The organism is Pseudorhizobium sp. NPDC055634 (assembly GCF_053618655.1).
The window spans coordinates 204089-227140 of sequence record NZ_JBSHHW010000005.1 but is presented as its reverse complement, the minus strand read 5'-3'; the positions used below and the strand labels follow the sequence as shown (position 1 = coordinate 227140).

Genomic DNA, 23052 nt, shown 5'->3' with positions numbered 1-23052 from the left:
ATCCTCAGGCAGGCTGCTGTTGCTGCAGCCTGCCGGTGAGGCCGCGCAATCCGTCCCGCAGCCCCTCCATCTCCTCCAGGCTGCACTGGGTCGCCGCGGCGATGGCGCGGGTGACGTCGGTCGCCCTGGCGGCGAGATCCTGCCCTTTTTCCGTCAGCGATATCCGCACCAGCCGCTCGTCCTCGTTGTCGCGCCTGCGGGCCACGAGGCCGCCCTGTTCGAGCCGCTTGAGGAGCGGCGAAAGCGTGCCGGAATCGAGCCCCAGCCGGGCGCCGATCGCCCGCACCGGCTGGTCGTCCTCTTCCCACAGCACCAGCATGACGAGGTATTGCGGATAGGTGAGGCCAAGCGGTTCGAGCAGCGGCTTGTAGGTGCGGGTCAGCGCATGGGCGGCGCCATAGACCGCGAAGCACAGCTGCGTCTCCAGCCGGGCCGGTCGCGGGCTTGCGTCGCTTTCCTGTTTTTTCGCCATCACGCACCTGACTTTGGGGGCTTTGGGACTATCTGGCAATTATCCACCATCCCGGCGAATTATCAACGCGCAAAATTATATTGCGCGCAATTGAAATGGCGGTTATGGTTCGCGATATCGACAACCTGAAGGAGTGAAGACGATGGCAATCCTGTACACGACCAAAGCCTCCGCTACGGGCGGCCGTTCCGGTCGCGCCGTATCCGAAAACGGCGTCCTCGACGTCACCCTCACGGTCCCGAAGGAGCTTGGCGGCGACGGCGCCACCGGCACCAATCCCGAGCAGCTTTTCGCCGCAGGCTATTCGGCCTGCTTCCTCGGCGCGCTGAAGAACGTCGCGGCTAAGCAGAAGGTGAAGATCCCTGAAGACGCCACGGTGACCGCGACGGTCGGCATCGGCCCGCGCGAGGACGGCGGCGGCTTCGGCATCGAGGTCTCCCTCTCTGTCGACATTCCGGGCCTGGACAAGGCACAGGCCGAGGATCTCGTCGCCAAGGCGCATATCGTCTGCCCGTACAGCCATGCCATGCGCACCTCCACCGAAGTTCCGGTCTCGGTCGCCTGATCCTGGGAAGGGGAGCGGTCCAGGCCGCTCCCCTTGACCATCCAGCCCATCGGGATTATCTTTCCATGGAAAGGAATTTCAAATGGTCTTGCTGGAGAAACAAAGAGAGCCCCTCGTGGTCTCGGAAGCGCAGGTGGTCACCAAGGCCACCGTTGCCGCAGCCGAACGCCTTGGCCTCAACGCCCGCAGCCTTGCCGCCGTGCTCGGCGTTTCCGAAGCGTCCGTCTCGCGCATGAAACGGCTCGACCATCTTCTGGAAAAGGGAACCAAGCCCTTCGAACTGGCGCTCCTGCTGATCCGGCTGTTCCGCTCGCTCGATGCGATTGCCGGCGGCGACGAGACTGTCGCGCGCAAGTGGCTGCGCAATTCCAACACCGCGCTCGGCGGAGTGCCGGCCGACAGGATCACCACCATTACCGGCCTCACCGATGTCCTTGCCTATCTGGACGCCCGCCGCGCTCTCGTCTGAGGCGCGCTCGGTCGCCGGGGACTTCTGGCGGCTGGTCGAGGCCCAGCACCGCGTCTCGACGATGAAGCTCGTCGAGACGGTGGAGGAGCAGGCGCTGTTGGAGACCCTGCTGGAGGAGACGAAGCCCGCCTTTCCCCCCGAATGCGCCGGGCTCGACTACCTGCTCGCCACGCCCTTCCGCTATGGCGCAAGCTATCCGCAGGGATCGCGCTTCCGCCGCGCCGGGCGAACCCCCGGCGTCTTCTATGCGGCGGCCCGGGTGGAGACGGCGATCGCCGAAATGGCCTTCTACCGCATGCTGTTCTTCGCGGAATCTCCCGATACGCCGCTTGCCGTCAATGCGGCCGAATACACCGCCTTTGCGGCATCCGTCGCAACGCAGGCCGCAATCGACCTGACCGTCCCGCCGCTCGACCGGGACCGTCCCGCCTGGGAGCATCGCACCGATTACGCCGCCTGCCAGGCGCTCGCCGACAAGGCGCGCGAGGCGGGGCTCGAGGCAATCCTCTACCGTTCCGTGCGCGATCCGGAAGGCGGCCTCAATCTCGCGCTCCTGTCGGCGGGAGCGTTTGCGAAGCGTGAGCCGGTGGAGCGCCAGACATGGCGCATGCGGCTCTCGGTGGCCGGCGTCCAGGCGATGCGCGACTTTCCGCTCCTGCGCATCGGTTTTTCCATGCGGGGCTTCGCCGCCGATCCGCGGATTGCCGCGCGGCTTACCTGATCGACGCGAGCGTCTCCCGCAGCGGCGCAATTGCATCGCCAAGTTCCTCGTCGAGTTCGCCATGCACCCGCTGCCAGACCGGTACGGCCTGCGACAGGACCGCGGTTCCCTCGCCGGTCAGCCGCATCAGCCGGCTGCGCCTGTCTTCCGGATGGGGGATGGTCTCCACCAGGCCGCGCCGCTCCAGCACCTTGACGGCGGCCGTCAGCGTCGTGCGGTCCATGGCCAGCAATTCCGCCACCGGGCCCATCGGCACCGGCTGCGGCCGGTTGAGCGCCATCATCAGCGAGAACTGCCCGTTGGTGAGGCCGAGCGGCTTCAGAGCATGGTCGAAGCGGCGCGCCAGCGCCCGGGCGGCCCGCTGCGCATGCAGGCACAGGCAGTTATCGCGAACATGAAGGGTGGTGGAGAAGGGAATCGGCATGGCGTTTGACATGGATTAGTTATGTTGATATCAACGTAAATGTCAAGCCAGAGGAGGATGAGCATGAACGCGATCACGTCGCCGGAAAATGCAGTCGTGTCCCGGGAGGAATGGCTGGAGGCGCGCCGCAGGCTCCTTGAACTGGAGAAGGAAGAGACCCGGCTGCGCGACCGGGTGCGGGCGGAACGCCGTTCGCTTCCCTGGGTGAAGATGGAAAAGGACTATGTCTTCCACGCGCCGGACGGGGAGAAGCGGCTCGCCGATCTCTTCGACGGCCGCAGTCAGCTGGTCGTCTATCACTTCATGCTCGGCCCCGACTGGGATGCCGGCTGCACCGGCTGCTCCTTCCAGTCGGACCATATCGATGGCGCGCTCGTCCATCTCAACAACCACGACGTCACCTATGTCGCCGTCTCGCGGGCGCCGATCGAGAAGATCGAGGCCTACCGCAGGCGCATGGGCTGGAAATTCCCCTGGGTCTCCTCCCACGGTTCGGACTTCAACTACGATTTCCACGTGTCCTTCACCCCGGAAGATCTCGCGAGCGGCAGCGTCCGCTACAATTTCACCGAGATCCCGCGCGAGCAGGCCCATGACGAGCTTCCGGGCCTCTCGGCCTTCTACAGGAACGGCAAGGGCGAGGTCTTTCATACCTATTCCGCCTATGCCCGCGGCGGGGAGGAACTGATCGGCACGCTGATGATCCTCGACCGCGCCCCCTTCGGCCGCAACGAGGACGCCACCATGGACTTCGTCAAGCGGCACGACGAGTACGAGCAAAAGCCAGACGCTTCATCCTCCTGCCACTAAGCCGTCGCAGGATATTGCCCCGTCAACAGGAGGAATGGCCATGGGAATGGAGATGGCGAAGCCGCGGACCGAACACGGCTTCCTGCAGAAGCTCGTCGGCACCTGGAGCGTAACCTCGCCGGACATGGCCGGCGCGCCGGCCTGGACCGAACTCGTCCGCTCGCTTCACGGCATCTGGTTCGTCGCGGAAGGCAGCGGCGAGATGCCGGGTGGCGGTGATGCCACCACGGTGATGACCCTCGGCTACGATCCGGACAGGGGCAAGTACGTGGGCAGCTGGATAGGTTCGATGATGACCCATATGTGGGTCTACGAGGGCGAGGTCTCCGACGACGGCACGACCCTCAGCCTCTATACGACCGGGCCGGACTTCGAAAACCCCGGCAGCACCGGCCGGTATCGCGAGCAGATCGTCTTCCGGGACGATGACAACCGCATCTTCAATTCCAGCCTCCTGCAGCCCGACGGCAGCTGGAAGCAGTTCATGGAAGCCCATTACAGCCGCATGTCCTAGATCGGGCACGGCCACGCGAGCCCGGCGGATCGCCGGGGAGGAGGAAGACATGCTGCAGACCTCGCCGGAAACGCGAAGCGAAACCCACGGCAAGTTCATCTGGTGCGAACTGATGACCTCGGACACCGAGGCGGCCGGGCGCTTCTATTCGTCCGTTCTCGGCTGGTCCGTCAGGCCCATGCCGATGGACGGTGGCGCGTCTTACGACCTTTTCCAGCTAGGGGAGGGCGAGGGATGCCCCGGCATCGGCGGGATGATGCCGCTGCCCGCCCATCTCGCCGGCCATGTCCCGCCCAACTGGACGGGCTATGTCGCCGTCGATGACGTCGACGGGACGGCGCGCGAGTTCCAGGAAAGCGGCGGCACCGTGCATCGCCAGCCGGAGGACATCCCCCAGGTCGGGCGCTTTGCCGTGGTCGCCGATCCGCATGGCGCCGTCCTCGACATCATGACGCCGCTGCCGATGGACGACATGCCTCCCGCGCCGCCGGAGGGCACGCCCGGCACGGTCGGCTGGCACGAACTCTACGCGGCCGACCTCGAGGAGGCGTTCGACTTCTACGGCCGCGTGTTCGGCTGGACCAAGGACCGCGACATCGACATCGGGCCGATGGGCACCTACCGGATATTTTCCGAACACGGCAAGCAGACGGGCGGCATGATGACGCGGCCGGAGAGCGTTCCGGCGCCCTGCTGGGTCTACTATTTCAACGTCGAGAGCGTCGAGGCCGCGGCCGGCCGTGTCACGGCAGGCGGAGGCCAGGTGGTGAGCGGGCCGATGGAGGTTCCCGGCGGCGGCTGGATTGTCCAGTGCACCGATCCGCAGGGCGCCTTCTTCTGCCTCGCTTCCATGCAAAAATGATAATACACCGGGGGCAGCGCCCCGCTGTTTCCATCGCCGTTAAAACTGGGTTCATGGAACTGCTGCTACAGGCGTCGGTTGGAGCGCATGTGGAAGCGTGCGGCACCCTGTACGAAAGGCGATGGATGCGCAGGATCAGGCTGATGGTGATTGGACCGCCACCATATCTATCTCCCGCCGTCCGTCAGGCGTGGAACCGCGCCGGGATCGATCTCGAAGGACCCTACAGTTCGAGAGAGTTTGCCTCGAAGCTCGTCGAGGCATCCTTCGATGGTGCCGTAATCGACGTTGATTACGATGCGCCCACCCTCCTGCAGGTGGTCGAGGTGCTGGATGCCTTCGGGGTGCCGGCGATCTTTGCCGGTTGCAGGCGGGCCCCCGCGGCTGGCGGCTATACCCTCTCCAGCAATCCGGAAGCGATCAATGCGATCGTCCGCAGCCTGCTCGGCTCGGAGGCGAGCACCATCCAGTAACATTTGTAATTGCCGTGTAACGCGGGCGTTCTATGGTTGCCGTCTAGTCTTGTGGCGCGGCTTCGGCTGCCATCCCCCGCCAGCGGAGATTGCCCATGCCCGATCGGTACTTCTATCCTGGGATCCTCGCCTCCGATGACCTGAAGCTTCTCCAGGACACGGTTCGCGACGTGCTGACCCTCGAAGCCGGCCTCGGTGCCGTGCGCGATCCCGAAATGGTCGCGAGGATCGTCCTTCGGCTCTACAGGACCGGTCTCACCGAACGGGGCAAGCTGATGGAACTCGCCGGCCTGATGGTCGACCGGCGGGCGCTGGTCGGTAGTCCCGCATTCTGATCCGGTCCCGTCATCCGGGAACCAAAACGCCCTGTGCGGATTGACTAGGTTCAGGAGGAGACCCCCATGCAGGATACAGCAGGTGACGCCCGCACGCGGGTGGACATCGTCGAGTTGATACCGGTCTTGAAGAGTTTCGCGAGGCGCTTCTACAGCAATTCTCACGACGTCGATGACCTGGTGCAGGAAACCGTGCTGCGCGCACTCGCCAATCTCGACAAGTTCCAGCCGGGCACGAGCATGAAGTCCTGGACCTTCACGATCATGCGCAACACGTTCTGCACGCGCTACGGTCGCGGCAAGCGGGAATTCGTCGGTGCCGGCGAATGCGCCTCGCTGCAGCGATCCATCGATGCCCCGCAGGAATGGGCGGTCCGGGCCCGGGAATTCGACCGCGCCCTGGCCGGCCTTCCCGATCACTACCGCGAGGCGTTCGAGATCGTGCTGATGCGCGGCGAAAGCTACGAGACGGCGTCGTCGCTCTGCAGATGCCCGGTCGGCACGATCAAGAGCCGGGTCAACCGCGCCCGCATGGCCATCCTCAAGAGCCTCGGCGAAGACGGCGCCTGTGGCACCGTCGACGTGCAGTGATATCCCGCCGCCTTTGTCTGGCCTGATGCCTTCGTCCCGGCCGCCACGGTCTCTCGCATGACAGTCTCTCCCTCCGCCGACAACCGGCCCACCTATCTCCAGGATCTGCGACAGTTTCTCGTGCGGGTGGAGCGCGGGGAGGGCAAGGCCGCCCTGCGTTGGCAGGCGACCTTCGCGATCGTCGACATCGCCATCCTCGCCTTCTTCCTCTTCGGCCCCTACCTGCGGGCCGGACCTTCCTACCTGATCATCGACTATCTCATCGCCGTCTGGATCGGCATCGAACTGACGGCGAGGGCGCTTGTCGCCCCCACATGGCGGGTCTTCTTCCGGCGCTTCATGACCTGGATCGACATCATCATCCTGGCGACGCTGCTCTTTCCCGACGTGCTGTTCAATTTCGCCTTCCTGAGGGTCATGCGCCTCTGGGCGATCGGCAGCAGTCCGCTCCTGCGGCACGCTCTGCGGCGGGCGGGATATGCCCATCTGCTCGAGGTCGTGCGGGCGCTCATCAACCTCCTGGTCTTCCTCTTCATCGCGACCGGCTTCGTCTATACGAGCTTCTTCTATCACCGCCGCGGCGAGGAAGGCTTCGTCGACGCCCTCTACTTCACCGTCGCCACCATCACGACGACCGGCTTCGGCGACATCACCCTTCCGGGCACCGCCGGCAAGCTGACCTCCGTCGTCACCATGATCGTCGGCATATCGCTCTTTGTCCGCCTCGCCCAGGCGGTGGTGCGCCCCTACAAGGTCCACTTTCCCTGTCCGCGCTGCGGCCTGCAGCGGCACGAGCAGGACGCCGTCCACTGCAAGGCCTGTGGCGAAATCCTGAGGATCCCGGACGAGGGCGACTGAGGAACATCGCCGGCCGTCCAGTCCGTGTTTGCCCCCCGAGCGTTGAAGGCATAGAAGCGGGACCAGCAAGGAGAACGACCATGGCTGATGCTGACGACGAATATGTTTACGACGAGGCGACCGGTGAATGGCGCCCCGCCTCGGAGATCGCGGCGCAGGCCGCAAGGTCCGCGGAAGTGCGCGACGCCTCCGGCAACGTGCTGAAGGACGGCGATTCCGTCACGCTCATCAAGGATCTCAAGGTCAAGGGCGCCGGCCAGACCCTGAAGCAGGGAACGGTCATCCGCTCGATCCGTCTCACCGACAACCCGGAAGAGATCGACTGCCGCCACGACACCATAAAGGGCCTCGTGCTGCGCACCGAATTCGTCCGCAAGCGCTAGGTCGCACCGGCCGGTCGAAGCCGGCCGGTCGGGCAGCCCGCCTACCGCTTGAGGCTGCCGAGGATGCCGCGCACGATCGCGCGACCGAGCGAGTTGGCGACCGAGCGCGCGGCGCTCTTCATCGCCGCCTCGACGACCGTTTCGCGCTGGCGGGTGGACGTGCGGCGCGCCGCCGGCTTCTTCGCCGGCTCGTCGTTGCCGAAGCCCGGGAGCGTCCAGCGGCCGGCCGCGCTGCCGTCTTCCTGCTCTTCTTCCTGCCGCCGCGCCGCTTCCGCCCTGGCCGCCTGTTCGGCGCGCGCCATGAGGATCTCGTATGCGGACTCGCGGTCGATGTCCCGGTCGTACTGGCCGGCGATCGGGCTCCGGTTGATGATGTCGCGGCGCTCGGCATCGGTGAGCGGCCCGATCCGCGAGGAGGGCGGGCGGATCAGCGTCCGCTCGACCATGGAAGGCGCGCCCTTGCCCTCGAGCGTCGATACCAGCGCCTCGCCGGTGCCGAGCGCGGTGATCGCCTCCTGCGTGTCGAAGGCCGGGTTGGTGCGGAACGTCTCGGCAGCCGTCTTCACCGCCTTCTGTTCGCGCGGCGTATAGGCGCGCAGCGCATGCTGCACCCGGTTGCCGAGCTGCGCCAGCACCGTCTCCGGCACGTCGAGCGGGTTCTGCGTCACGAAATAGACCCCGACGCCCTTCGAGCGGATCAGGCGCACCACCTGCTCCACCCGTTCGATGAGCACCTTGGGCGCCTCGTCGAAGAGCAGGTGCGCCTCGTCGAAGAAGAAGACGAGCCGCGGCTTTTCCGGATCGCCCACTTCCGGCAGTTCCTCGAAAAGCTCGGAAAGCAGCCAAAGCAGGAAGGTCGCGTAGAGGCGCGGATTGTTCATCAGCTTGTCGGCCGCAAGCACGCTGATCACGCCGCGCCCGTCGGGGCTCGTGCGCATCAGGTCGCGGATGTCGAGCGCGGGTTCGCCGAAGAAATACTCCGCGCCCTGCTGCTCGAGCACCAGAAGCGCGCGCTGCAGCGAGCCGACCGATGCCTTGGAGACGAAGCCGTAGCGGGTCGAGATCTCGCTTGCATGTTCGCCCATGTAGTTGAGGAGCGCCTGCAGGTCTTTGAGGTCGAGGAGCGCCATCCCGCCTTCGTCGGCGATCTTGAAGGCGATGTTGAGCACGCCTTCCTGCGCCTCGGTGGCGTTCATCAGGCGGGCGAGCAGCAGCGGCCCCATTTCCGCGATCGTGCTGCGCACCCGATGCCCCTTCTCGCCGTAGAGGTCGAGGAAGATCACCGGCGAGGCGGCAAAGTCGTAATCCGCAAAATGGATCTGCTCGGCGCGCTTTAGCAGGTAGTCCTTCTCCTCGCCGGGCGCGGCAATGCCGGAAAGGTCGCCCTTGATGTCCGAGCAGAACACCGGCACTCCGGCATTCGAGAAGCTCTCGGCCAGGGTCTGCAGCGTGACCGTCTTGCCGGTCCCCGTGGCGCCGGTGATGAGGCCGTGCCGGTTGCCGAACTTCAGTTCCAGGTACTCGGCCTTGTTGAAGGAATCGTCGGGGTTCCGGCTGCCGCCGAGAAACAGTTTTCCTTCATTCGTCATGCAACTGGCGCTCCCTCGCAGCGTTACGGCTTTCGAGACTTATAGATGGCGTCGGGAACCGCGGCAACGGAAACGGCGGCCCCCCGGCAGGGAGCATGCGGTGACGGACGTGCCGGAAACGGTCGCGGTGGGTGAAGAGGGCAGGGGGCGCGAGGCGGAGCGTCCCGGCCAGATCCCCGCGGTCGGTCTGAAGGACGTCTTCTGGCGCCTCTACGCGGCCATCAACCAGGATCGCGTCATGCTGATCGCGGCCGGTGTTACCTACTATCTCCTTCTCGCGCTCTTTCCCGCCATGACCGCGCTGGTGTCGATCTACGGCTTCGTCGCAAGCCCCGCCGATATCGTCGAGCGGATCGGCTTCCTCAGCACCGTCATGCCGTCCGATGCCCTGACCATCGTCGTCAACCAGTTGAAGTCGCTTGCCTCCCAGGACAGCTCGACGCTGAGCATCGGCCTGATCGGCGGCCTCGGCGTTGCGCTCTGGAGCTCCAACAACGGCATGAAGGCGCTCTTCGAGGCGATGAACGTCGCCTACCAGGAAGACGAGAAGCGCAGCTTCCTCAAGCTCAACGCCATCTCTCTCCTCTTTACCTTCGGCTCGCTGATCCTCGCCGTCGTGCTGATCGTGGCGATCGGGGTGATCCCCGCGCTGCTGTCCTTCCTGAGGCTCGACGGCTCGGCGCAGACGATCATCGGCATGACGCGCTGGCCGCTGACGGTGCTCTTCGTCGCCGTGGCGATCGCCATCCTCTACCGCTTCGGGCCGAGCCGCGAGCCGCCAAAGACCCGCTGGCTCACCTGGGGAACGGCGTTTTCCACCATCCTCTGCCTGGTCGCCTCGGCCGCCGTCTCCTTCTACCTTTCGCACTTCGCCAACTACAACGCCACCTATGGCGCGCTTGGCGCCATGATCGGATTCATGGTATGGATCTGGATATCGGTCATCATCGTCATCATCGGCGCCGAGATAAACGCCGAACTGGAGCACCAGACGGTGAAGGACACGACGACCGGACCGCCCGAGCCGCTCGGCGCACGCGGCGCCTACATGGCGGATACCGTCGGCAAGGCTTCGACCTGACCTCACCGGAATGCGTCGGGCGCGGGCTTCGCTTCTCGTGCACATCGCCCGCCTCCGCGCATTTGACGCTGGACGACTCCCGACGGATTGTATTACCTTGACGTCAACGTCAAACCTCGAGGAGACAATGATGAACGAACTCGTAACCCGCGTCGCCGACAACGTCGGCATCGCCCCCGATACGGCCGAGAAGGCGGTCGGCATGATGCTCGGCTTCCTGCAGCGCGAGGCCGATGACGGCGCGGTTGCCACGATGATCGAATCCATCCCCGGCGCGCCGGAACTGGTTGCGAAGTTCAACGGCGAAGGCCAGGGCGGCGGCGGCCTGCTCGGCAGCCTGATGTCCAGCTTCGGCGGCGGCGTCATGGCGCTCGGCCAGCAGCTCATGGGCCTCGGCCTCGGTATGGGCGAGATCACCTCGCTCGCGAAGGAAACCATCAAGGTTGCCCGCGAACATGCTGGCGACGAGGTCGTCGACAAGGTCGTCTCCTCGGTCCCGGGCCTCGGCCAGTTCGTCTGATCTCCCGAGGTTCACCAGGTTGAGAAGGCCGCCGGCGCTCCCGGCGGCCTTTTTGTTTCCGTCAATCCCATTCCGGCGCAAGCTGGGCGGGGTTGACGATCCGGCCGTCCGGGCGGGCGAGCCTGTGGATCTCGGCCATTTCCCCGTCGCCCAGCGCGAAGTCGAAGATGTCGAAATTCTCCGCGATCCGACTTTCGGTCGCGGTCTTCGACAGCGCGATCACGTCCTCCTGCTGCACGGCCCAGCGCAGCACCACCTGCGCGGCGGTCTTGCCGTGCCGCGCGCCGATCTCCCGCAGCACCGGATCGCGCGGCACCTTGCCGTCCGCCATCAGGTGATAGGCGGTGACGGACATGCCGGTCCTGTGCGCCTCGCCGATCACCTTCGTCTGGTCGAGATAGGGATGGTATTCGACCTGGTTGGTGGCGATCGGCGCCTCCGAAAGCCGGACGGCCTCGGCCATCAGCGCGGTCGAGAAGTTGGAGACGCCGATATGCTTGACCTTGCCGGCCCGCCGCAGCTCGTTCATCGCGCCGATGCGGTCGGCAAGCGGCATCCGGCTCTGCGGCCAGTGCAGGAGAAGCAGGTCCACGTGATCGGTCCTCAGCCTGGCCAGGCTCTCGTCCACCGAGGTGATGAAGGCGTCGTGCCCGACGCGGTCGACCCAGACCTTCGTCGTCAGGAAGATGTCGGCCCGCGGGATGCCCGAAGCGTGTACCACGTCCCCGACGGCCGCCTCGTTATTGTACATCTGCGCCGTGTCGACATGGCGAAAACCGGTCTTCAGGGCCTGCGGAAGAATTCTGCGCACGTCCGCATCAGGCATGCGGAAGGTCCCGAAACCGAGGGCAGGAATGTTGGCGCCGTTTGCGCTGACTGAGTGCATGGGACTGCTCCTGTGGCAGGCGGGCGGAAGAGAAGTTCCATTAACATGGGACCCGGGCCGTGAGCTTCAACCGTCGCCGACCGCCATCGCGACGCGCATGCGCAATACGGTGGAAAGGCCGCTTTGCTTTCGGGAATTTGATCGGCGCAATGCTTGCCTCGGCGCCGAAAAGTCTGGATTTCTCCCTGCCTGGAGAGAATCACATGACAGACAAGACCGCCGATATCGTCGAACGCCTGCGCATCGTCCTGGGCGATCAGGACCGGGAAACCGGTTCGCAGGCCGCCTTGCCGCTCGCGGAACTTCGCTCGCTGCTGGAGCGTGTCGAGGCGCTGCAGGACGAGAACGAGGAACTGCACCGCCGGGCGGCAAAGGGCGGCGAGATGCTCGACGCGGCCTCCAACTTTCTCGAAGCCTACGGCCGCAAGTACCGGAACCTTGCCGGTGGCGGGATGCGCCCGACCGCCATCCTGTTCAGGGAGGTGGAACTGATGTGGGCGATCCACAACGATTTCCGCACCCTGACGGAGAATGCCTCCCGGCCCGCGCCCCGGTCCCTGTCCGCCGGAAGGATGTACCGGGTGCGCTAGCCTTCCGCCGTGCCCGCGCTCTCACTCGCCGGGGTGTAGGATCGCGGTCTCGGCGAACCTCCGGCGCAACAGCTTCGGCGTCCGGTAGCGAATGCCGGCCGGGCGTTCCGGATCGGCAAGGTCGGATTCTGCCATCAACTCCTCGTCCGCCGTCAGTTCGCGGATCGGGATCGGACGAAGGCCCCGGCCCGTGTCGCGGTTCAGGAGTTCGATCGCGCGGATCAGCGATCCGCCGGCGCGGCGTAGGCCGTCCTCGATCTCCTCGACCGGGCGGCCCAGATGTTCCGAGAGGAGCGTGTTGCGCTCCTTGACGATGCCGAGGCTGAGGTCCGGCCGGTCCTCGCCCGCCTCCATTATCAGGTCGCATTCGGTGTCGTAGCCCATCGACCGGTTGTTGAGATTGGCCGAGCCGATCTTCATGATGCGGTCGTCGGCGATCATCAGCTTGGCATGCACGTAGATCGGCGTGCCGGCGTCGTTGACGGGATGGTAGATGCGGAAGCGGTCGTGCAGGTCGGAGTCGCGGACGAGCTTCATCAGCCGCACGCGTGCCGAATCCATTGCCTTCGCCTCCAGCCAGCCGTTCGCCCCCCTGGGGTTGACCAGCACGACCTCCGGTCCGTCCGGTTCCCTGAGCCGCTTGGCGATCGCCTCGGCGATCCGGCGCGAGGCGAAGTACTGGCTTTCGATATAGAGTGACTTTCGGGCGGCCGCGATGATGGCGAGCTTCGCCGTCTCGATCTCGACCACCTGTTTGCGCTCGCCGTATTCCGGCGCGGTCCGGGCAATGCCGACGTCGACGTCCCGGTATTCCACCTCAAGGTCGTCCGGCCAGGGGTCGCCCTCGGCGTCGGGGGGCGGCAGGGCCTCTCCCGTCGCAAGCTCCCAGCGCTGGCGCGCGAGGTCCCCCAGGGCCGCGGCCGCGGCGCCGGAACAGCAACTCGTCGCGTCATGCCAGGGGTTTTCCGCAAACCCGAAGGGAGATCGCCGGGCCGGGTCGTCCTCGCGGTGCTCCGGCGTGTCCCACCGGCCGACGGTCATGTCGATGCCGCCGCAGAAGGCGACCTTGTCGTCGATGACGAGCAGCTTCGTGTGATGCGCCGACATCGCCGGATGGGCGCTGTCGAGCTTGAGGTGGATGCGGCTGTTGAACATCCAGCTGAGGATGTAGAACGGCGTTTCCCCGCGCGTCAGCGAACTGATCAGCCCGACGTCCCATTTGAGGATGCGGATGTCTATCGCCTCGTTCCGGCGCGCCAGCGAATTCAGGAACCGTCCGAGCTTGTCCGGGCGCTTCGCATGCGGGTTGCCCGGTTCCAGCCGGATGCGCGTGTCGAAGTCCCAGCCGATGAGATAGATCGACCGCTTCGCCTTCAGCATCGCCTGCTTGGCGTGCTTGAAAAAATCCGCGGCGTCGATGATGACCGAAAGACGGTCGGCACGCGCCACGCGCCAGCAGCTTTCGCCCTCCGAAAGGATCGACGTCATTTATTGCCTGCCCCGTTTGTCCTGTTCTGCCCGGCATGCCGGTCATGCTGCACAGGTGCTGGAACGATTCAGCCGGGACGCGGTTCCGTCCGAAAAGAAGAGGGGAATGTCCATGCAGTTCGCGCTCCCGATGATCCTTCTCATCCTCATCATGGTCGTGCTGGCAATCCTGCTCGCGGTATCGCCGGAAACCGGCGCCACCCGGGACATGCTGACCAGCGCGGCGATCTCCCGCACCGAAAATTCCGGTCCGTCACCTCCGTGAAACGCCGCGTCGGTTATGATGCCGGACGGGCGCCGCCTGGCCCTCGCCTTGAGCAGGACTCATTTCTGACGTTTCTGTCCCCGTCCGCCACGGCTCCGGCCGGAAGCGGAATCTGTGGATCAGTTTTGCGTTGTTCATCCCGGAGATTGCCATGCGCCTGCCCTTCCTGTGCTTCATGCTGTTCCTGCTCGGCTGTATCCTGAGTATCGTCCTGCTCGACCGGTTAGGGTCGAGGGGCGTGCCGGAAAGCCTGATCGAGGCCGTTCGGCCGCAGCAAAATCCCCTGCTTCCGCCGCCCTCGCGCTCCTGACCTCCGCCCCGCGGGTCGATGATATTTTGTGATCGACCCATTCGGTCTGTTACAGTGTCCCGCGGAAAAACGAATGAATTCAATGACAGGGGAGCGTGGCCGTCTGCGCCCTCCCATGCGTTCGCGGCGAAATTTGACTTGACCTTGCCGGCTGTCGGGTCCTTCACTCCCGCGAAACGCAAGGAGTCGAAAATGCCCGTGAATACCGCACCCCGCACCGCAACCTGGACCTATGTCGAGGGAGAATGGCTGGAAGGAAATCCGCCGCTCCTCGGTCCGACGTCCCATGCGATGTGGCTCGGCTCGACGGTGTTCGACGGTGCCCGCTGGTTCGACGGCATCTCGCCCGACCTTGACCTGCACTGCCAGCGCGTCAACCGCTCGGCGGTCGCCATGGGCATGAAGCCGACCATGCGGGCCGAGGAAATCGAGCAGCTGGCGCTGGAAGGCGTCCGGAAGTTCGACGGCAAGACGGCGATCTACATCAAGCCCATGTACTGGGCCGAGCACGGCACGCCCTACAGCGTCGTCGCCCCCGATCCGGAATCGACCCGCTTCGCGCTCTGCCTCTTCGAGGCGCCCATGCACACGGCCAGGCCCTCGTCGCTGACCGTCTCTCCCTATCGCCGCCCCAACCCGGAAGTGGCGATGACCGGCGCCAAGACCGGCAGCCTCTATCCCAACAGCGGCCGCATGATCATCGAGGCCCGCTCGCGCGGCTTCGACAACGCGCTTGCCCGCGACATGAACGGCAATGTCGCCGAAACGGCGTCCTCCAACGTCTTCATGGTCAGGGACGGCGTCGTCATGACCCCGGTCGCCAACGGCACCTTCCTCTCCGGCATCACCCGCGCCCGCATCATCGGCCTGCTGCGCGAGGCGGGCCACGAGGTCCGGGAAGTGACGCTGACGGTCGAGGATTTCCGCAGTGCCGACGAGATCTTCACCTCCGGCAACTATTCCAAGATCGTGCCGGTGACGAAGCTCGACGATCTCGACTTCCAGGAAGGCCCCATCGCCCGTCAGGCGCTGCAGCTCTACATGGACTGGGCCCGCTCCACCGCGGGGTGAGGCCAATTCCGACTGGTCGGGCCGCCGCCTTGGCGGCCTAGATCAGCCGGGCGGCGGCCGTGCCGATGATGATCAGCGAGACCGCGATCATCAGCGGTCTCACCGGCAGGCGCTTGAGGATGAGGGCGCCAAGCGGCGCGGCGAGCACCCCGCCGATGATCAGGCCGACTGCGGCGGAAAGCTCCGACCAGCCGAGCGCCAGGATGAAGGTGAGCGAGATCACCGTCGTCACCGCGAATTCGGTGAGGTTGGTGGAACCGATCACCTTCTTCAGGGCATGGCCGCGGCCGACCAGCGTGCTGGTGACGATCGGTCCCCATCCGCCCCCGCCCATCGCATCCAGCAGCCCGCCGACACCGCCGACATAGGGCACGATCCAGTCGCGCACGTCGCGCGGCCATTTGGGGCGGAAGGCACGCAGCAGGATGAAGCAGCCGATGCCGATCAGGTAGAGCGAGATGAAGGGCGCGATCACCGAGCCGTCGATGCTGGTCAGCACATAGGCGCCGATCGCTCCGCCGATCATGCCGGCCGGTGCCAGCCGCGCCACGAGCCGCCAGTCGATGTTGCGGTGATAGACGTGCGACAGGCCCGAGGCGGCCGTGGTGAAGCATTCGGTGACATGGACCATGGCGCTCGCCACCGCCGGCGGCACGCCGATCGAAAGAAGGATCGTCGTGGTCAGGACGCCGAAGGCGAGGCCCAGCGCTCCATCGACGATCTGCGCGAAAAAGCCGATGGCGATGAAGATCAGGAGTTCATTGCTGAAGAAGTCGCCCACGCCGTTTCCCTGTCCCACGCCGTTTCCCGTCATTGTGCGCGCGCACACTGCCGCAAGGGGTGGCTGTTTCGCAAGTGCTTCCCGGTCTCCGGTCCGACCGTCAGTCGCCGGCCGCCGCGCGCACCTGATCCTCCGAAAGCTCGCTCCCGAGTTCGACGCTCTGGCTCTGCTTGTCCATCACGCAGATATGGCTGATCGTGGCGTCGGCGCCCCTGGCCTTGCCGGTGACGATGGCGAGCCCGAAGCGCTCGCTGCCGAAGGGATCGACGACGGCGCGCGGATTGTCGATCATGTCGGCCGCCGCCGCGAGGCACTTCTCCTCGACGGTCCTGGCAAACGCCTCCCAGGCGTCGTCGGAAGCGGCAGGCACGCTGCCGGCTGCAAGAATGAGGGCGAGGGTGGCAGGCGTGATGCGGTGTGGCATGGCTGGCTCCGTTGGGGGGCGGGCTGTTCCCCGGCAGCGGAGAGTGCCGCAAGTCTTTGCCCCGTTCCACCTGATTTTTGGCAAGCGGGCCGTTGCCTCCCGTTCGCTTGGAACCTATGTTCCGGCCCGACGCTGTTCACGGTATTTTGCCGAAAAGGAGTAAGATCATGGCCTTTGTACTTCCCGAACTCCCCTATGCCTACGACGCGCTGTCGCCCTACATGTCGGCGGAGACGCTGGAATTCCACCACGACAAGCACCACAAGGCCTATGTGGACACCGGCAACAAGCTGGCCTCCGAAGCGGGCATGGGCGATCTCTCGGTGGAAGAGGTCATCAAGAAGTCCTATGGCACCCACCAGACCCTGTTCAACAATGCCGGCCAGCACTACAACCACATCCACTTCTGGAACTGGATGAAGAAGGATGGCGGCGGCACCAAGCTGCCCGGCAAGCTGCAGGCGGCCATCGACAGCGATCTCGGCGGCTATGACAAGTTCAAGTCCGATTTCGTCGCCGCCGGCACGACGCAGTTCGGCTCCGGCTGGGCCTGGCTGTCGGTGAAGAACGGCAAGCTGGAAATCTCCAAGACCCCGAACGGCGAAAACCCCCTCGTGCACGGCGCCGAACCGATCCTCGGCGTCGATGTCTGGGAACACTCCTACTATATCGACTACCGCAACGCCCGCCCGAAGTACCTGGAGGCTTTCGTCGACAGCCTGATCAACTGGGACTACGTGCTCGAGCGCTACGAAGCCGCCACGAAGTAATTCCTGCCGCGGCAGGACGAAAAAGGGCTCCGGCGTCGCCGGGGCCCTTTTTTCATGGTCAGTAGCCGGAAAGCGGCGGCGCGGCCGGGTTCTGGCGGAAGAAGGCGAGGTCGCGCTCGGCCTCGCCGAGTTCGTAGCCAAGGTCGTCCGCCTCGCGGCGTGCCCGGCGCCGGTCCCGCTCCAGGTCGTCGATCCGGTCGCGCATGTCACGCCTGTCCTTGTCGGACGCCTTCTTCATGTCGTCGTACAGCCGGTCGCTCTCGTATTCGCTGGAGCTGGCGCTGGAATTCAGCGAGTCTATGCGCAAGCGAAGATCGTAGACGCGCTGGCCGAGGCTGTAGCCCCGCATGAAGCCGGGAGCGAGTCCCGGCGGGCAGACATTGTGGTAGCTGCGCCCCGCTTCGCCGGCGGATGCGCCGGAAAGCGGCGTGCAGTAGCGCCGGAGCCCCCGCCTGATAGCCCTCGTACCAGCGCGTCTGGTCCGGCACGGCACCGCTCTTGGCGCAGGAGCGCACGTGGTCGGCGAACCGGCCCTGCGGCTCGCGGCCGGCAGCGCCGTCCGTATCGCCGACGACCGCCCAGTCGGCGACGCGGCATTCTTCCTTGGACATGGAATTGCAGGAGGCGAGCGACGCCACGAGGGCCGCCATTCCCAGAAGAGGCAGGTAACGCATTCTCGAAAGTCCCCGTTCACGTTTCCGTGACGCATTAAGCACGATTTCCGTGCGCCTCATAGGGGAGGGGGCGTGGTGCGCCGCAGGGAGGAGGCGTTGACTTCCTGGGAGGCGTCGGGATCGGCCTGCCAGCCTTCCACCCATAGCCTGCGCAGGCGCTCGCCTTCGCCGCTGAAGAAGTCGTTGGCGGGCTCGCACTGCGCCACCCGGTCGGCGCGGAAGTTGCGGATCGCCTGCCTGAGTTCGCACCAGGCGACGATATTGGCCGTCTGCGAATAGTAGACGAGCGCGATCGGCCGGATCGTCCGCTCCGTCAGTCGTCCGAGTTCGTCGCGGTAGTCGAGGCGGAGCTTCTCCTCGTCGCGGATCGCGCGGCGCACCATGGCGAGGTCGACCGCCTCCGGGGCCGGCGCGACGCTTCCCCAGGCATGCAGGGCATTGGCGCTGAAGGTTGCGGCAAGCGGCGGCGGCACGGCGGCGGCGATCTTGCGGTTCACCTGCTTGGCGGCATGCCTCAGGCCCGTGTCGCCCGTCCGCTCCAGGAGCGCCAGCGACAGCACGATCGCCTCGGTCTCCTCCACCGTCAGCATCAGCGGCGGCAGCGTGAAGCCCGGCCTCAGGATATATCCGATGCCGCGTCCGCCCTCGACCGGCACGCGCATCGCCTGCAGTTCGGCGATGTCGCGATAGATCGAGCGCGCCGTCACCTCCAGCTGTGCGGCGATCTCCGCCGCCGTCACCGGGCGGCGCGCGAGCCTCAGGATCTGGATGATCTCGAACAGCCGAGACGCCTTGCGCATGCTTCCTCCCGGCAATCGCAACTGACAGAACGGTGTCAGTAGGCATGCCGTATATCGCCCCGGATTGGATGGAAAAACAAGTCGCTGGTCTTGCGGGACAGGGTGACGGAAACGGGCAACTGACATGACCTATGGCGAGAACCTCTGGCTTTTCTTCACCCTCCTGTTCGGCATCATCATCGTTCCGGGCATGGACATGATCTTCGTGCTCGCCAGTTCGCTCTCCCGGGGCAGGCCCGCCGGCATGGCCGCGACGGCGGGCATCATGGCGGGCGGAGCGGTGCATTCGCTCTACGGGGCGCTCGGCGTCGGGCTCCTGGCAAGCTTCATGCCCGTCCTGTTCGGGCCGCTGCTGATCGCCGGCTCGCTCTACATGGCATGGATCGGCTACACGCTGACCCGCAGCTCGATCGTCATCGAGGGGGTGGATGCGGGGCAGGCCGCCGGCCACGGCCAGGCCTTCCGCCGCGGCGCCATCACCTGCCTGATGAACCCGAAGGCCTATCTCTTCATGCTGGCCGTCTATCCGCAGTTCCTGCGCCCGGAGTTCGGGCCGCTCCTTCCGCAGGCGATCGTCATGGCGCTGATGACGGCGGCGACGCAGCTTGTCGTCTACGGAGGCCTGGCGCTCGCCGCCGGCAGGGCGCGGCAGGCGATCGTCGGCAATGCCACCGCCACGATCTGGATCGGCCGCGGCGCCGGCCTCCTTCTGCTCACCGTCGCGCTGGTCACCCTTGCGGAAGGGCTGCGCTGACCGGTCGTCGAGTGGGAAGGGATGCCGTGGCCGCCATCCAGCCGAGAACGAGGACGGCAGGGGCGATCGGCAGGCCGCCGAGCGAGAAGGGAAGGGCGAGGACCGGCAGCAGGCAGACTGCCGCAAGCAGCAGGAGGCGCAGGCGCCGGATGGGCGAGCCGGACGGGCGCACTCGTTCCCGCGCGTGCTCGACCGCGGCCAGCGCGCAGAGCGCCCCCAGATCGTAGATGAGCGAGTAGGGCGCGATGCAGAAGGTCGCAAACATGAGCGACAGGCTTCGCGCAGCCGGCGTCTCGATGCGCCAGGTTCCGTAGAGGAAGGCCGCGAGCGCAAGCCCGGCCAGCGGAAGATGGAGCGCCAGCGCCGTCGCCGCATCGACGTCGAGGCTGCGGGCCGCCCCGTAAAGCGACGGCATGAGGTGCAGGAAATAGCCCCCGAACTCAGTCATCACGACCGTCTGGTAGGGGAGGTTGTGGGCAATGTAGCCGGTCCAGGCATCGACCCCGAAGAGAAGGGCGGAAAGTGCCGCTGCCGCGATGGCCGTCAGCGCGGCGGCAAGGATCGTCCGCCAGCGGCCTTCCATGACCAGCAGGAAGGGCAGGAGAAGGCCGACCTGCGGCTTGATCGTCAGCAGCCCGATCGCGATGCCGGCGATGATCGGTCGGCGATAACGCAGCGATAGCCCGTAGAGCATCAGCGCCGCGGTCAGGAAGCCGTTCTGCGCAAGATGCAGGTTGCAGGCGATGATCGGCAGGAGGAGCAGCCAGTAGCCGCTCGTTTCCGGTGGCCGGGCAAGTCGCGCCGCGTGCAGGAAGAGCGCCAGCGTGACAAGCTCGAAGACGATCCCGCTTTCGAGGTAGGGCAGGTAAGCGAGCGGCAGGATGAGCATCACATAATGGGGCGGATAGCTCCAGTTGTGCCAGGGATAGTCCGGGCCGAACACCTCCCGCATGCTGGCGAAATAGACGTCCTGGCCGCGGAAGAGGTCGAGGACTCGCCCCTCCAGCGCAAGCTTCGAGGCGATCCAGTAGTTGGCGAAGTCGCGATCGGTCCAGAACAGCGACGAGAGGTTCTGCCCGCTCAGGTGGAGCCAGAAAAGCAGCGCGCACGCAAGGAGGGCCAGGTATGCGAACAGGCCCGTCTCGACATCGGCATGGCGGGCGGCGCCCGTGTTCTTCTCCATGGCAGCTTTCCTTCACCGGCGGCAGGATCGCATGCGCAGGTGAACAAAAGACTTCCGCCGACCGGGCGTTCGCTGCCGTCGATTCCTGCATTTTTCCCGTTGAAATCACCGGGTTGTTACTTTGTTCCAGACGTCGAAGCAGCCATGTTGCGGCGCATCATCAACGCTGCTTCGCGGCGTAACAAGGAGACCACTGCATGCACCTTAAGTCCCTCGCTCTGGCAGCCGTGATCGGCTGTCTTGGTATGTCCGCTGCCGTCGCCCAGGAACCGCAGGTCGTGCGGCAGGAGCAGATGAAGGCAATCGGCAAGTCGATGGGTGCTTTGGGCGCGATCGCCAAGGGCGAGAAGCCCTATGATGCGGAGGTCGTGAAGGCCGCACTCCAGACGATCAGCACGGATGCCAAGGCGTTCCCGAACCAGTTCCCGGCCGGCACCGAGACGGGCTCCGATTCGGAAGCCGCCCCGGCCATCTGGGAAAACATGGCCGACTTCACCGAGAAGTCCGACAAGCTCGGCGCCGCCGCCGATACGCTTCTCGCCTCCCTTCCCGCCGATCAGGCCGGTGTCGGCGCGGCCATGAAGACGCTCGGCGCCACCTGCGGCGACTGCCACGAAACCTATCGCGTCAAGCGCTGAGTCAGGGCCGGCAGGGTGGTGGCGCGGCTGTCGCCCTGCCGCCGCCCTGCCGTGCGACGCAGCGTCGTGGCGAGGCTTCACCGCCTTGTGACTTTCTCCCCTCCGCCGCCGGGGGCATCGTGGGCCGTTTTCAACGGCCGGCGCTGCCGGCGCTTCGGGAGGAATAGCGAATGCTGAGGTCCTGTTTGATTGCCGCTTCCGTCTGTCTCTTTCTCACCCCCGCCCTTTCCCCGGCGCTGGCCCAGGAGGCGCCGCAGGTCGTGCGGGAGAAGCTGATGAAGGGGATAGGCCAGGCGGTCGGTGCGCTCGGCGCCATCGCCAAGGGGGAGAAACCCTATGACGCCGCGGTGGTCCAACAGTCGCTGACCACGATCAGCACCAATATCCAGGCCTTCCCGGACCAGTTCCCGCCGGGCACGGAAACCGGCCACGAGACCGAGGCGCTGCCTGCGATCTGGGAAAAGCCGGAGGAATTCCGCGCCGATGCGGAGAAGCTTCACACCGAGGCCCAGGCGCTGCTTGCGTCCCTGCCGGCCGATCAGGCAAGTGTCGGCGCGGCCATGAGGACGCTCGGGGCCACCTGCTCGGACTGTCACGAGACCTTCCGGGCGAAGAAACAGTAATTGCCTACCCCGATGCCGGCGGCGGCACCGTCGCGCCGGCATCGGACCGAATAATTGGAGAGACATGAAATGGCGTTGCGTTGGAGACGGGTGCTCGGTGCCGGAGCGGCGGTGGTTGCGGTTGGCGTGGCGGCGGCCTGGTTCCTGACGAAACCGGGCCCGCTGCCGCAGGAGACCTTCGCCAATCTCGGCGAGCCCGATCTCGCCCGCGGCGAGATGCTGTTCTGGGCCGGCGGCTGCGCTGGCTGTCACGCGGCCAAGGGAGCCACCGGCGAGGACGTCAAGGTCATGTCGGGCGGGCTTGCGCTCACCAGCCCCTTCGGCACCTTCCACGTGCCGAATATCTCCCCCGATCCGCAGGCCGGCATCGGCAGCTGGACGCTGGCGGAATTCGGCAATGCCATGCTGCGCGGCGTCGGACGGCAGGGAGAGCACCTCTATCCGTCCTTCCCCTACACGTCCTATGCCCGCATGAGCCCGCAGGAGATCAACGATCTCTTCGGCTACATGCAGACCCTTCCGGCCAGCAGCAATGTCGCGCCGGCGCACGAGCTTTCCTTCCCCTTCAACATGCGCGCCGCCCTCGGCGGCTGGAAGTTCCTGTTCTTCGGCGACGAGCCGCGGGTCGAGTTCGCCTCCGCCGACGAGAAGCTGAAGCGGGGCCAGCACCTCGTCGAGGGACCCGGCCACTGCGGCGAATGCCACACGCCCCGCAACGCGCTTGGCGGCCTTCAGGCCGGGCAATGGCTCGCCGGCGGCCCCAATCCGGAAGGCGAGGGCCGCATTCCCAACATCACCCCCGGCTCGCGGTCGGTCGGCTCCTGGAGCGAGGGCGATCTCGTCAGCTACTTCCAGACGGGCTTCACCCCGGATTACGATTCCGTCGGAGGCTCCATGGTCGAGGTGCAGAAGAACCTCTCGCACCTGCCGCAGGAGGATCTCGAGGCGATCGCCGCCTACCTGAAGGCCGTTCCTGCCATCCAGTGACGGAACGCAGGGCGGCGGGCCGCGCCTGTCGCCTCGTCCGCCCTCGGTCCCGTCCGGCTGCCGCCGCTCCTGTCGCCCGCATCGTCCGACCCCACCGGGCGCCGCTCAATTCCGTTGATTTCAGTCAACCGCCGTTGACGG

General features: G+C 65.8%; 32 protein-coding genes. 22 read left to right on the top strand and 10 right to left on the bottom strand.

From position 1 onward, the window contains the following. Positions 1 to 4: 4 nt before the first annotated feature. Positions 5 to 472 carry a MarR family winged helix-turn-helix transcriptional regulator gene (locus tag ACWGPT_RS10705; RefSeq protein ID WP_452605577.1) on the bottom strand — a complete coding sequence of 156 codons (468 nt, stop codon included), beginning with the start codon at positions 470 to 472 and terminating at the stop codon, positions 5 to 7. Positions 473 to 614: 142 nt separating this feature from the next. Here ACWGPT_RS10705 and ACWGPT_RS10700 point away from each other — a divergent pair, with 142 nt between their 5' ends. The 3 genes from ACWGPT_RS10700 to ACWGPT_RS10690 all read left to right on the top strand — a co-directional run bounded on the left by ACWGPT_RS10700 (position 615) and on the right by ACWGPT_RS10690 (position 2227). Then, complete coding sequence (locus tag ACWGPT_RS10700) at positions 615 to 1037, top strand: organic hydroperoxide resistance protein (RefSeq protein ID WP_452605576.1); 423 nt, start codon at positions 615 to 617, stop codon at positions 1035 to 1037. Between the two features lie 82 nt (positions 1038 to 1119). Then, entirely contained in the window at positions 1120 to 1506 is a 387-nt protein-coding gene (locus ACWGPT_RS10695; RefSeq protein WP_452605575.1) for an MbcA/ParS/Xre antitoxin family protein, read from the top strand. Further along, a complete protein-coding gene (locus ACWGPT_RS10690) occupies positions 1466 to 2227 on the top strand; it encodes an RES family NAD+ phosphorylase (RefSeq protein ID WP_452605574.1) in 762 nt (253 codons plus the stop codon). Before ACWGPT_RS10695 ends, ACWGPT_RS10690 begins: the two co-directional genes overlap by 41 nt. Here the strand turns inward: ACWGPT_RS10690 and ACWGPT_RS10685 are convergent. Next, positions 2220 to 2663: a MarR family winged helix-turn-helix transcriptional regulator gene (locus tag ACWGPT_RS10685; protein WP_452605573.1), complete on the bottom strand. Its 444-nt coding sequence runs from the start codon at positions 2661 to 2663 to the stop codon at positions 2220 to 2222. The two genes, ACWGPT_RS10690 and ACWGPT_RS10685, sit on opposite strands and share 8 nt — an antisense overlap. 51 nt (positions 2664 to 2714) lie before the next feature. Here ACWGPT_RS10685 and ACWGPT_RS10680 point away from each other — a divergent pair, with 51 nt between their 5' ends. From ACWGPT_RS10680 to ACWGPT_RS10645, 8 genes are all read left to right on the top strand, one after another. Beyond that, positions 2715 to 3461 (top strand): DUF899 domain-containing protein, encoded by a 747-nt coding sequence (locus ACWGPT_RS10680; protein ID WP_452605572.1) that lies wholly within the window; start codon positions 2715 to 2717, stop codon positions 3459 to 3461. A gap of 46 nt (positions 3462 to 3507) precedes the next feature. Next, the gene (locus ACWGPT_RS10675) at positions 3508 to 3975 is read left to right on the top strand and encodes a DUF1579 domain-containing protein (RefSeq protein ID WP_452605708.1); all 468 of its coding nucleotides are present in this window, start codon (positions 3508 to 3510) and stop codon (positions 3973 to 3975) included. A gap of 49 nt (positions 3976 to 4024) precedes the next feature. Continuing rightward, the gene (locus ACWGPT_RS10670; protein ID WP_452605571.1) at positions 4025 to 4837 is read left to right on the top strand and encodes a VOC family protein; all 813 of its coding nucleotides are present in this window, start codon (positions 4025 to 4027) and stop codon (positions 4835 to 4837) included. 143 nt (positions 4838 to 4980) lie between these two features. Continuing rightward, positions 4981 to 5310: a hypothetical protein gene (locus ACWGPT_RS10665; RefSeq protein WP_452605570.1), complete on the top strand. Its 330-nt coding sequence runs from the start codon at positions 4981 to 4983 to the stop codon at positions 5308 to 5310. A 95-nt stretch (positions 5311 to 5405) separates the two neighbouring features. Continuing rightward, on the top strand, positions 5406 to 5645 hold the full coding sequence (locus ACWGPT_RS10660; protein WP_452605569.1) for a hypothetical protein: 240 nt from the start codon (positions 5406 to 5408) through the stop codon (positions 5643 to 5645). Positions 5646 to 5711: 66 nt separating this feature from the next. Then, positions 5712 to 6236 (top strand): sigma-70 family RNA polymerase sigma factor, encoded by a 525-nt coding sequence (locus ACWGPT_RS10655; RefSeq protein WP_452605568.1) that lies wholly within the window; start codon positions 5712 to 5714, stop codon positions 6234 to 6236. 57 nt (positions 6237 to 6293) lie between these two features. Then, positions 6294 to 7094, top strand: coding sequence for a potassium channel family protein (locus ACWGPT_RS10650; RefSeq protein WP_452605567.1), 801 nt, complete (start codon positions 6294 to 6296; stop codon positions 7092 to 7094). A gap of 80 nt (positions 7095 to 7174) precedes the next feature. Continuing rightward, positions 7175 to 7477 carry an alkylphosphonate utilization protein gene (locus tag ACWGPT_RS10645; protein ID WP_452605566.1) on the top strand — a complete coding sequence of 101 codons (303 nt, stop codon included), beginning with the start codon at positions 7175 to 7177 and terminating at the stop codon, positions 7475 to 7477. A 41-nt stretch (positions 7478 to 7518) separates the two neighbouring features. On the opposite strand, the gene ACWGPT_RS10640 is transcribed toward ACWGPT_RS10645, so the two are convergent. Then, positions 7519 to 9066 carry a helicase HerA-like C-terminal domain-containing protein gene (locus tag ACWGPT_RS10640; protein ID WP_452605565.1) on the bottom strand — a complete coding sequence of 516 codons (1548 nt, stop codon included), beginning with the start codon at positions 9064 to 9066 and terminating at the stop codon, positions 7519 to 7521. 100 nt (positions 9067 to 9166) lie between these two features. On the opposite strand from ACWGPT_RS10640, the gene ACWGPT_RS10635 reads away from it, so the two are divergent. Then, entirely contained in the window at positions 9167 to 10147 is a 981-nt protein-coding gene (locus ACWGPT_RS10635) for a YihY/virulence factor BrkB family protein (protein ID WP_452605564.1), read from the top strand. Positions 10148 to 10277: 130 nt separating this feature from the next. Continuing rightward, positions 10278 to 10667: a hypothetical protein gene (locus ACWGPT_RS10630; protein ID WP_452605563.1), complete on the top strand. Its 390-nt coding sequence runs from the start codon at positions 10278 to 10280 to the stop codon at positions 10665 to 10667. Between the two features lie 61 nt (positions 10668 to 10728). Here the strand turns inward: ACWGPT_RS10630 and ACWGPT_RS10625 are convergent, their stop codons facing one another. Further along, positions 10729 to 11553, bottom strand: a complete 825-nt coding sequence (locus ACWGPT_RS10625; protein ID WP_452605562.1) for an aldo/keto reductase — start codon at positions 11551 to 11553, stop codon at positions 10729 to 10731. A 203-nt stretch (positions 11554 to 11756) separates the two neighbouring features. Between ACWGPT_RS10625 and ACWGPT_RS10620 the strand changes: the two genes are divergently transcribed. Then, a complete protein-coding gene (locus ACWGPT_RS10620; RefSeq protein WP_452605561.1) occupies positions 11757 to 12143 on the top strand; it encodes a hypothetical protein in 387 nt (128 codons plus the stop codon). 21 nt (positions 12144 to 12164) lie between these two features. Here the strand turns inward: ACWGPT_RS10620 and ACWGPT_RS10615 are convergent, their stop codons facing one another. After that, on the bottom strand, positions 12165 to 13631 hold the full coding sequence (locus ACWGPT_RS10615; RefSeq protein WP_452605560.1) for a phospholipase D-like domain-containing protein: 1467 nt from the start codon (positions 13629 to 13631) through the stop codon (positions 12165 to 12167). Between the two features lie 106 nt (positions 13632 to 13737). Here ACWGPT_RS10615 and ACWGPT_RS10610 point away from each other — a divergent pair, with 106 nt between their 5' ends. From ACWGPT_RS10610 to ACWGPT_RS10600, 3 genes are all read left to right on the top strand, one after another. Beyond that, on the top strand, positions 13738 to 13896 hold the full coding sequence (locus ACWGPT_RS10610; protein WP_452605559.1) for a hypothetical protein: 159 nt from the start codon (positions 13738 to 13740) through the stop codon (positions 13894 to 13896). 151 nt (positions 13897 to 14047) lie between these two features. Next, complete coding sequence (locus ACWGPT_RS10605; protein ID WP_452605558.1) at positions 14048 to 14206, top strand: hypothetical protein; 159 nt, start codon at positions 14048 to 14050, stop codon at positions 14204 to 14206. Positions 14207 to 14398: 192 nt separating this feature from the next. Beyond that, positions 14399 to 15277, top strand: coding sequence for a branched-chain amino acid aminotransferase (locus ACWGPT_RS10600; RefSeq protein ID WP_452605557.1), 879 nt, complete (start codon positions 14399 to 14401; stop codon positions 15275 to 15277). A gap of 37 nt (positions 15278 to 15314) precedes the next feature. Here ACWGPT_RS10600 and ACWGPT_RS10595 read toward each other — a convergent pair whose 3' ends face one another. Continuing rightward, positions 15315 to 16076, bottom strand: coding sequence for a sulfite exporter TauE/SafE family protein (locus ACWGPT_RS10595; protein WP_452605556.1), 762 nt, complete (start codon positions 16074 to 16076; stop codon positions 15315 to 15317). 82 nt (positions 16077 to 16158) lie between these two features. Then, positions 16159 to 16482, bottom strand: a complete 324-nt coding sequence (locus ACWGPT_RS10590) for a hypothetical protein (protein WP_452605555.1) — start codon at positions 16480 to 16482, stop codon at positions 16159 to 16161. 167 nt (positions 16483 to 16649) lie between these two features. Here ACWGPT_RS10590 and ACWGPT_RS10585 point away from each other — a divergent pair, with 167 nt between their 5' ends. Next, entirely contained in the window at positions 16650 to 17252 is a 603-nt protein-coding gene (locus ACWGPT_RS10585; protein WP_452605554.1) for a superoxide dismutase, read from the top strand. 58 nt (positions 17253 to 17310) lie between these two features. Here the strand turns inward: ACWGPT_RS10585 and ACWGPT_RS10580 are convergent, their stop codons facing one another. Next, the gene (locus ACWGPT_RS10580; RefSeq protein ID WP_452605553.1) at positions 17311 to 17745 is read right to left on the bottom strand and encodes a DUF2799 domain-containing protein; all 435 of its coding nucleotides are present in this window, start codon (positions 17743 to 17745) and stop codon (positions 17311 to 17313) included. A gap of 237 nt (positions 17746 to 17982) precedes the next feature. Beyond that, on the bottom strand, positions 17983 to 18726 hold the full coding sequence (locus ACWGPT_RS10575) for a helix-turn-helix transcriptional regulator (protein WP_452605552.1): 744 nt from the start codon (positions 18724 to 18726) through the stop codon (positions 17983 to 17985). 124 nt (positions 18727 to 18850) lie between these two features. Between ACWGPT_RS10575 and ACWGPT_RS10570 the strand changes: the two genes are divergently transcribed. Continuing rightward, positions 18851 to 19480: a LysE family translocator gene (locus tag ACWGPT_RS10570; RefSeq protein WP_452605551.1), complete on the top strand. Its 630-nt coding sequence runs from the start codon at positions 18851 to 18853 to the stop codon at positions 19478 to 19480. Here ACWGPT_RS10570 and ACWGPT_RS10565 read toward each other — a convergent pair. Next, positions 19455 to 20663: a glycosyltransferase family 87 protein gene (locus tag ACWGPT_RS10565; protein ID WP_452605550.1), complete on the bottom strand. Its 1209-nt coding sequence runs from the start codon at positions 20661 to 20663 to the stop codon at positions 19455 to 19457. The genes ACWGPT_RS10570 and ACWGPT_RS10565 overlap by 26 nt on opposite strands. 197 nt (positions 20664 to 20860) lie before the next feature. Here ACWGPT_RS10565 and ACWGPT_RS10560 point away from each other — a divergent pair, with 197 nt between their 5' ends. The 3 genes from ACWGPT_RS10560 to ACWGPT_RS10550 all read left to right on the top strand — a co-directional run bounded on the left by ACWGPT_RS10560 (position 20861) and on the right by ACWGPT_RS10550 (position 22911). Beyond that, the gene (locus ACWGPT_RS10560; protein ID WP_452605549.1) at positions 20861 to 21301 is read left to right on the top strand and encodes a c-type cytochrome; all 441 of its coding nucleotides are present in this window, start codon (positions 20861 to 20863) and stop codon (positions 21299 to 21301) included. 170 nt (positions 21302 to 21471) lie between these two features. Then, positions 21472 to 21924 (top strand): c-type cytochrome, encoded by a 453-nt coding sequence (locus ACWGPT_RS10555; protein ID WP_452605548.1) that lies wholly within the window; start codon positions 21472 to 21474, stop codon positions 21922 to 21924. Positions 21925 to 21993: 69 nt separating this feature from the next. Beyond that, the gene (locus tag ACWGPT_RS10550) at positions 21994 to 22911 is read left to right on the top strand and encodes a c-type cytochrome (RefSeq protein ID WP_452605547.1); all 918 of its coding nucleotides are present in this window, start codon (positions 21994 to 21996) and stop codon (positions 22909 to 22911) included. The last annotated feature ends 141 nt before the right edge of the window (positions 22912 to 23052 follow it).

Excerpts from the sequence above, each read along its gene's own strand:
- ACWGPT_RS10585 (WP_452605554.1), top strand. The coding sequence starts at position 16,650 with ATGGCCTTTGTACTTCCCGAACTCCCCTATGCCTACGACGCGCTGTCG.
- ACWGPT_RS10705 (WP_452605577.1), bottom strand. The coding sequence starts at position 472 with ATGGCGAAAAAACAGGAAAGCGACGCAAGCCCGCGACCGGCCCGGCTG.
- ACWGPT_RS10610 (WP_452605559.1), top strand. The coding sequence starts at position 13,738 with ATGTCCATGCAGTTCGCGCTCCCGATGATCCTTCTCATCCTCATCATG.
- ACWGPT_RS10645 (WP_452605566.1), top strand. The coding sequence starts at position 7,175 with ATGGCTGATGCTGACGACGAATATGTTTACGACGAGGCGACCGGTGAA.
- ACWGPT_RS10690 (WP_452605574.1), top strand. The coding sequence starts at position 1,466 with ATGTCCTTGCCTATCTGGACGCCCGCCGCGCTCTCGTCTGAGGCGCGC.
- ACWGPT_RS10605 (WP_452605558.1), top strand. The coding sequence starts at position 14,048 with ATGCGCCTGCCCTTCCTGTGCTTCATGCTGTTCCTGCTCGGCTGTATC.
- ACWGPT_RS10660 (WP_452605569.1), top strand. The coding sequence starts at position 5,406 with ATGCCCGATCGGTACTTCTATCCTGGGATCCTCGCCTCCGATGACCTG.
- ACWGPT_RS10630 (WP_452605563.1), top strand. The coding sequence starts at position 10,278 with ATGAACGAACTCGTAACCCGCGTCGCCGACAACGTCGGCATCGCCCCC.
- ACWGPT_RS10650 (WP_452605567.1), top strand. The coding sequence starts at position 6,294 with ATGACAGTCTCTCCCTCCGCCGACAACCGGCCCACCTATCTCCAGGAT.
- ACWGPT_RS10560 (WP_452605549.1), top strand. The coding sequence starts at position 20,861 with ATGCACCTTAAGTCCCTCGCTCTGGCAGCCGTGATCGGCTGTCTTGGT.
- ACWGPT_RS10550 (WP_452605547.1), top strand. The coding sequence starts at position 21,994 with ATGGCGTTGCGTTGGAGACGGGTGCTCGGTGCCGGAGCGGCGGTGGTT.
- ACWGPT_RS10675 (WP_452605708.1), top strand. The coding sequence starts at position 3,508 with ATGGAGATGGCGAAGCCGCGGACCGAACACGGCTTCCTGCAGAAGCTC.
- ACWGPT_RS10640 (WP_452605565.1), bottom strand. The coding sequence starts at position 9,066 with ATGACGAATGAAGGAAAACTGTTTCTCGGCGGCAGCCGGAACCCCGAC.
- ACWGPT_RS10590 (WP_452605555.1), bottom strand. The coding sequence starts at position 16,482 with ATGCCACACCGCATCACGCCTGCCACCCTCGCCCTCATTCTTGCAGCC.
- ACWGPT_RS10670 (WP_452605571.1), top strand. The coding sequence starts at position 4,025 with ATGCTGCAGACCTCGCCGGAAACGCGAAGCGAAACCCACGGCAAGTTC.
- ACWGPT_RS10655 (WP_452605568.1), top strand. The coding sequence starts at position 5,712 with ATGCAGGATACAGCAGGTGACGCCCGCACGCGGGTGGACATCGTCGAG.
- ACWGPT_RS10570 (WP_452605551.1), top strand. The coding sequence starts at position 18,851 with ATGACCTATGGCGAGAACCTCTGGCTTTTCTTCACCCTCCTGTTCGGC.
- ACWGPT_RS10695 (WP_452605575.1), top strand. The coding sequence starts at position 1,120 with ATGGTCTTGCTGGAGAAACAAAGAGAGCCCCTCGTGGTCTCGGAAGCG.
- ACWGPT_RS10685 (WP_452605573.1), bottom strand. The coding sequence starts at position 2,663 with ATGTCAAACGCCATGCCGATTCCCTTCTCCACCACCCTTCATGTTCGC.
- ACWGPT_RS10665 (WP_452605570.1), top strand. The coding sequence starts at position 4,981 with ATGGTGATTGGACCGCCACCATATCTATCTCCCGCCGTCCGTCAGGCG.
- ACWGPT_RS10565 (WP_452605550.1), bottom strand. The coding sequence starts at position 20,663 with ATGGAGAAGAACACGGGCGCCGCCCGCCATGCCGATGTCGAGACGGGC.
- ACWGPT_RS10680 (WP_452605572.1), top strand. The coding sequence starts at position 2,715 with ATGAACGCGATCACGTCGCCGGAAAATGCAGTCGTGTCCCGGGAGGAA.
- ACWGPT_RS10615 (WP_452605560.1), bottom strand. The coding sequence starts at position 13,631 with ATGACGTCGATCCTTTCGGAGGGCGAAAGCTGCTGGCGCGTGGCGCGT.
- ACWGPT_RS10555 (WP_452605548.1), top strand. The coding sequence starts at position 21,472 with ATGCTGAGGTCCTGTTTGATTGCCGCTTCCGTCTGTCTCTTTCTCACC.
- ACWGPT_RS10620 (WP_452605561.1), top strand. The coding sequence starts at position 11,757 with ATGACAGACAAGACCGCCGATATCGTCGAACGCCTGCGCATCGTCCTG.
- ACWGPT_RS10625 (WP_452605562.1), bottom strand. The coding sequence starts at position 11,553 with ATGCACTCAGTCAGCGCAAACGGCGCCAACATTCCTGCCCTCGGTTTC.
- ACWGPT_RS10700 (WP_452605576.1), top strand. The coding sequence starts at position 615 with ATGGCAATCCTGTACACGACCAAAGCCTCCGCTACGGGCGGCCGTTCC.
- ACWGPT_RS10575 (WP_452605552.1), bottom strand. The coding sequence starts at position 18,726 with ATGCGCAAGGCGTCTCGGCTGTTCGAGATCATCCAGATCCTGAGGCTC.
- ACWGPT_RS10600 (WP_452605557.1), top strand. The coding sequence starts at position 14,399 with ATGCCCGTGAATACCGCACCCCGCACCGCAACCTGGACCTATGTCGAG.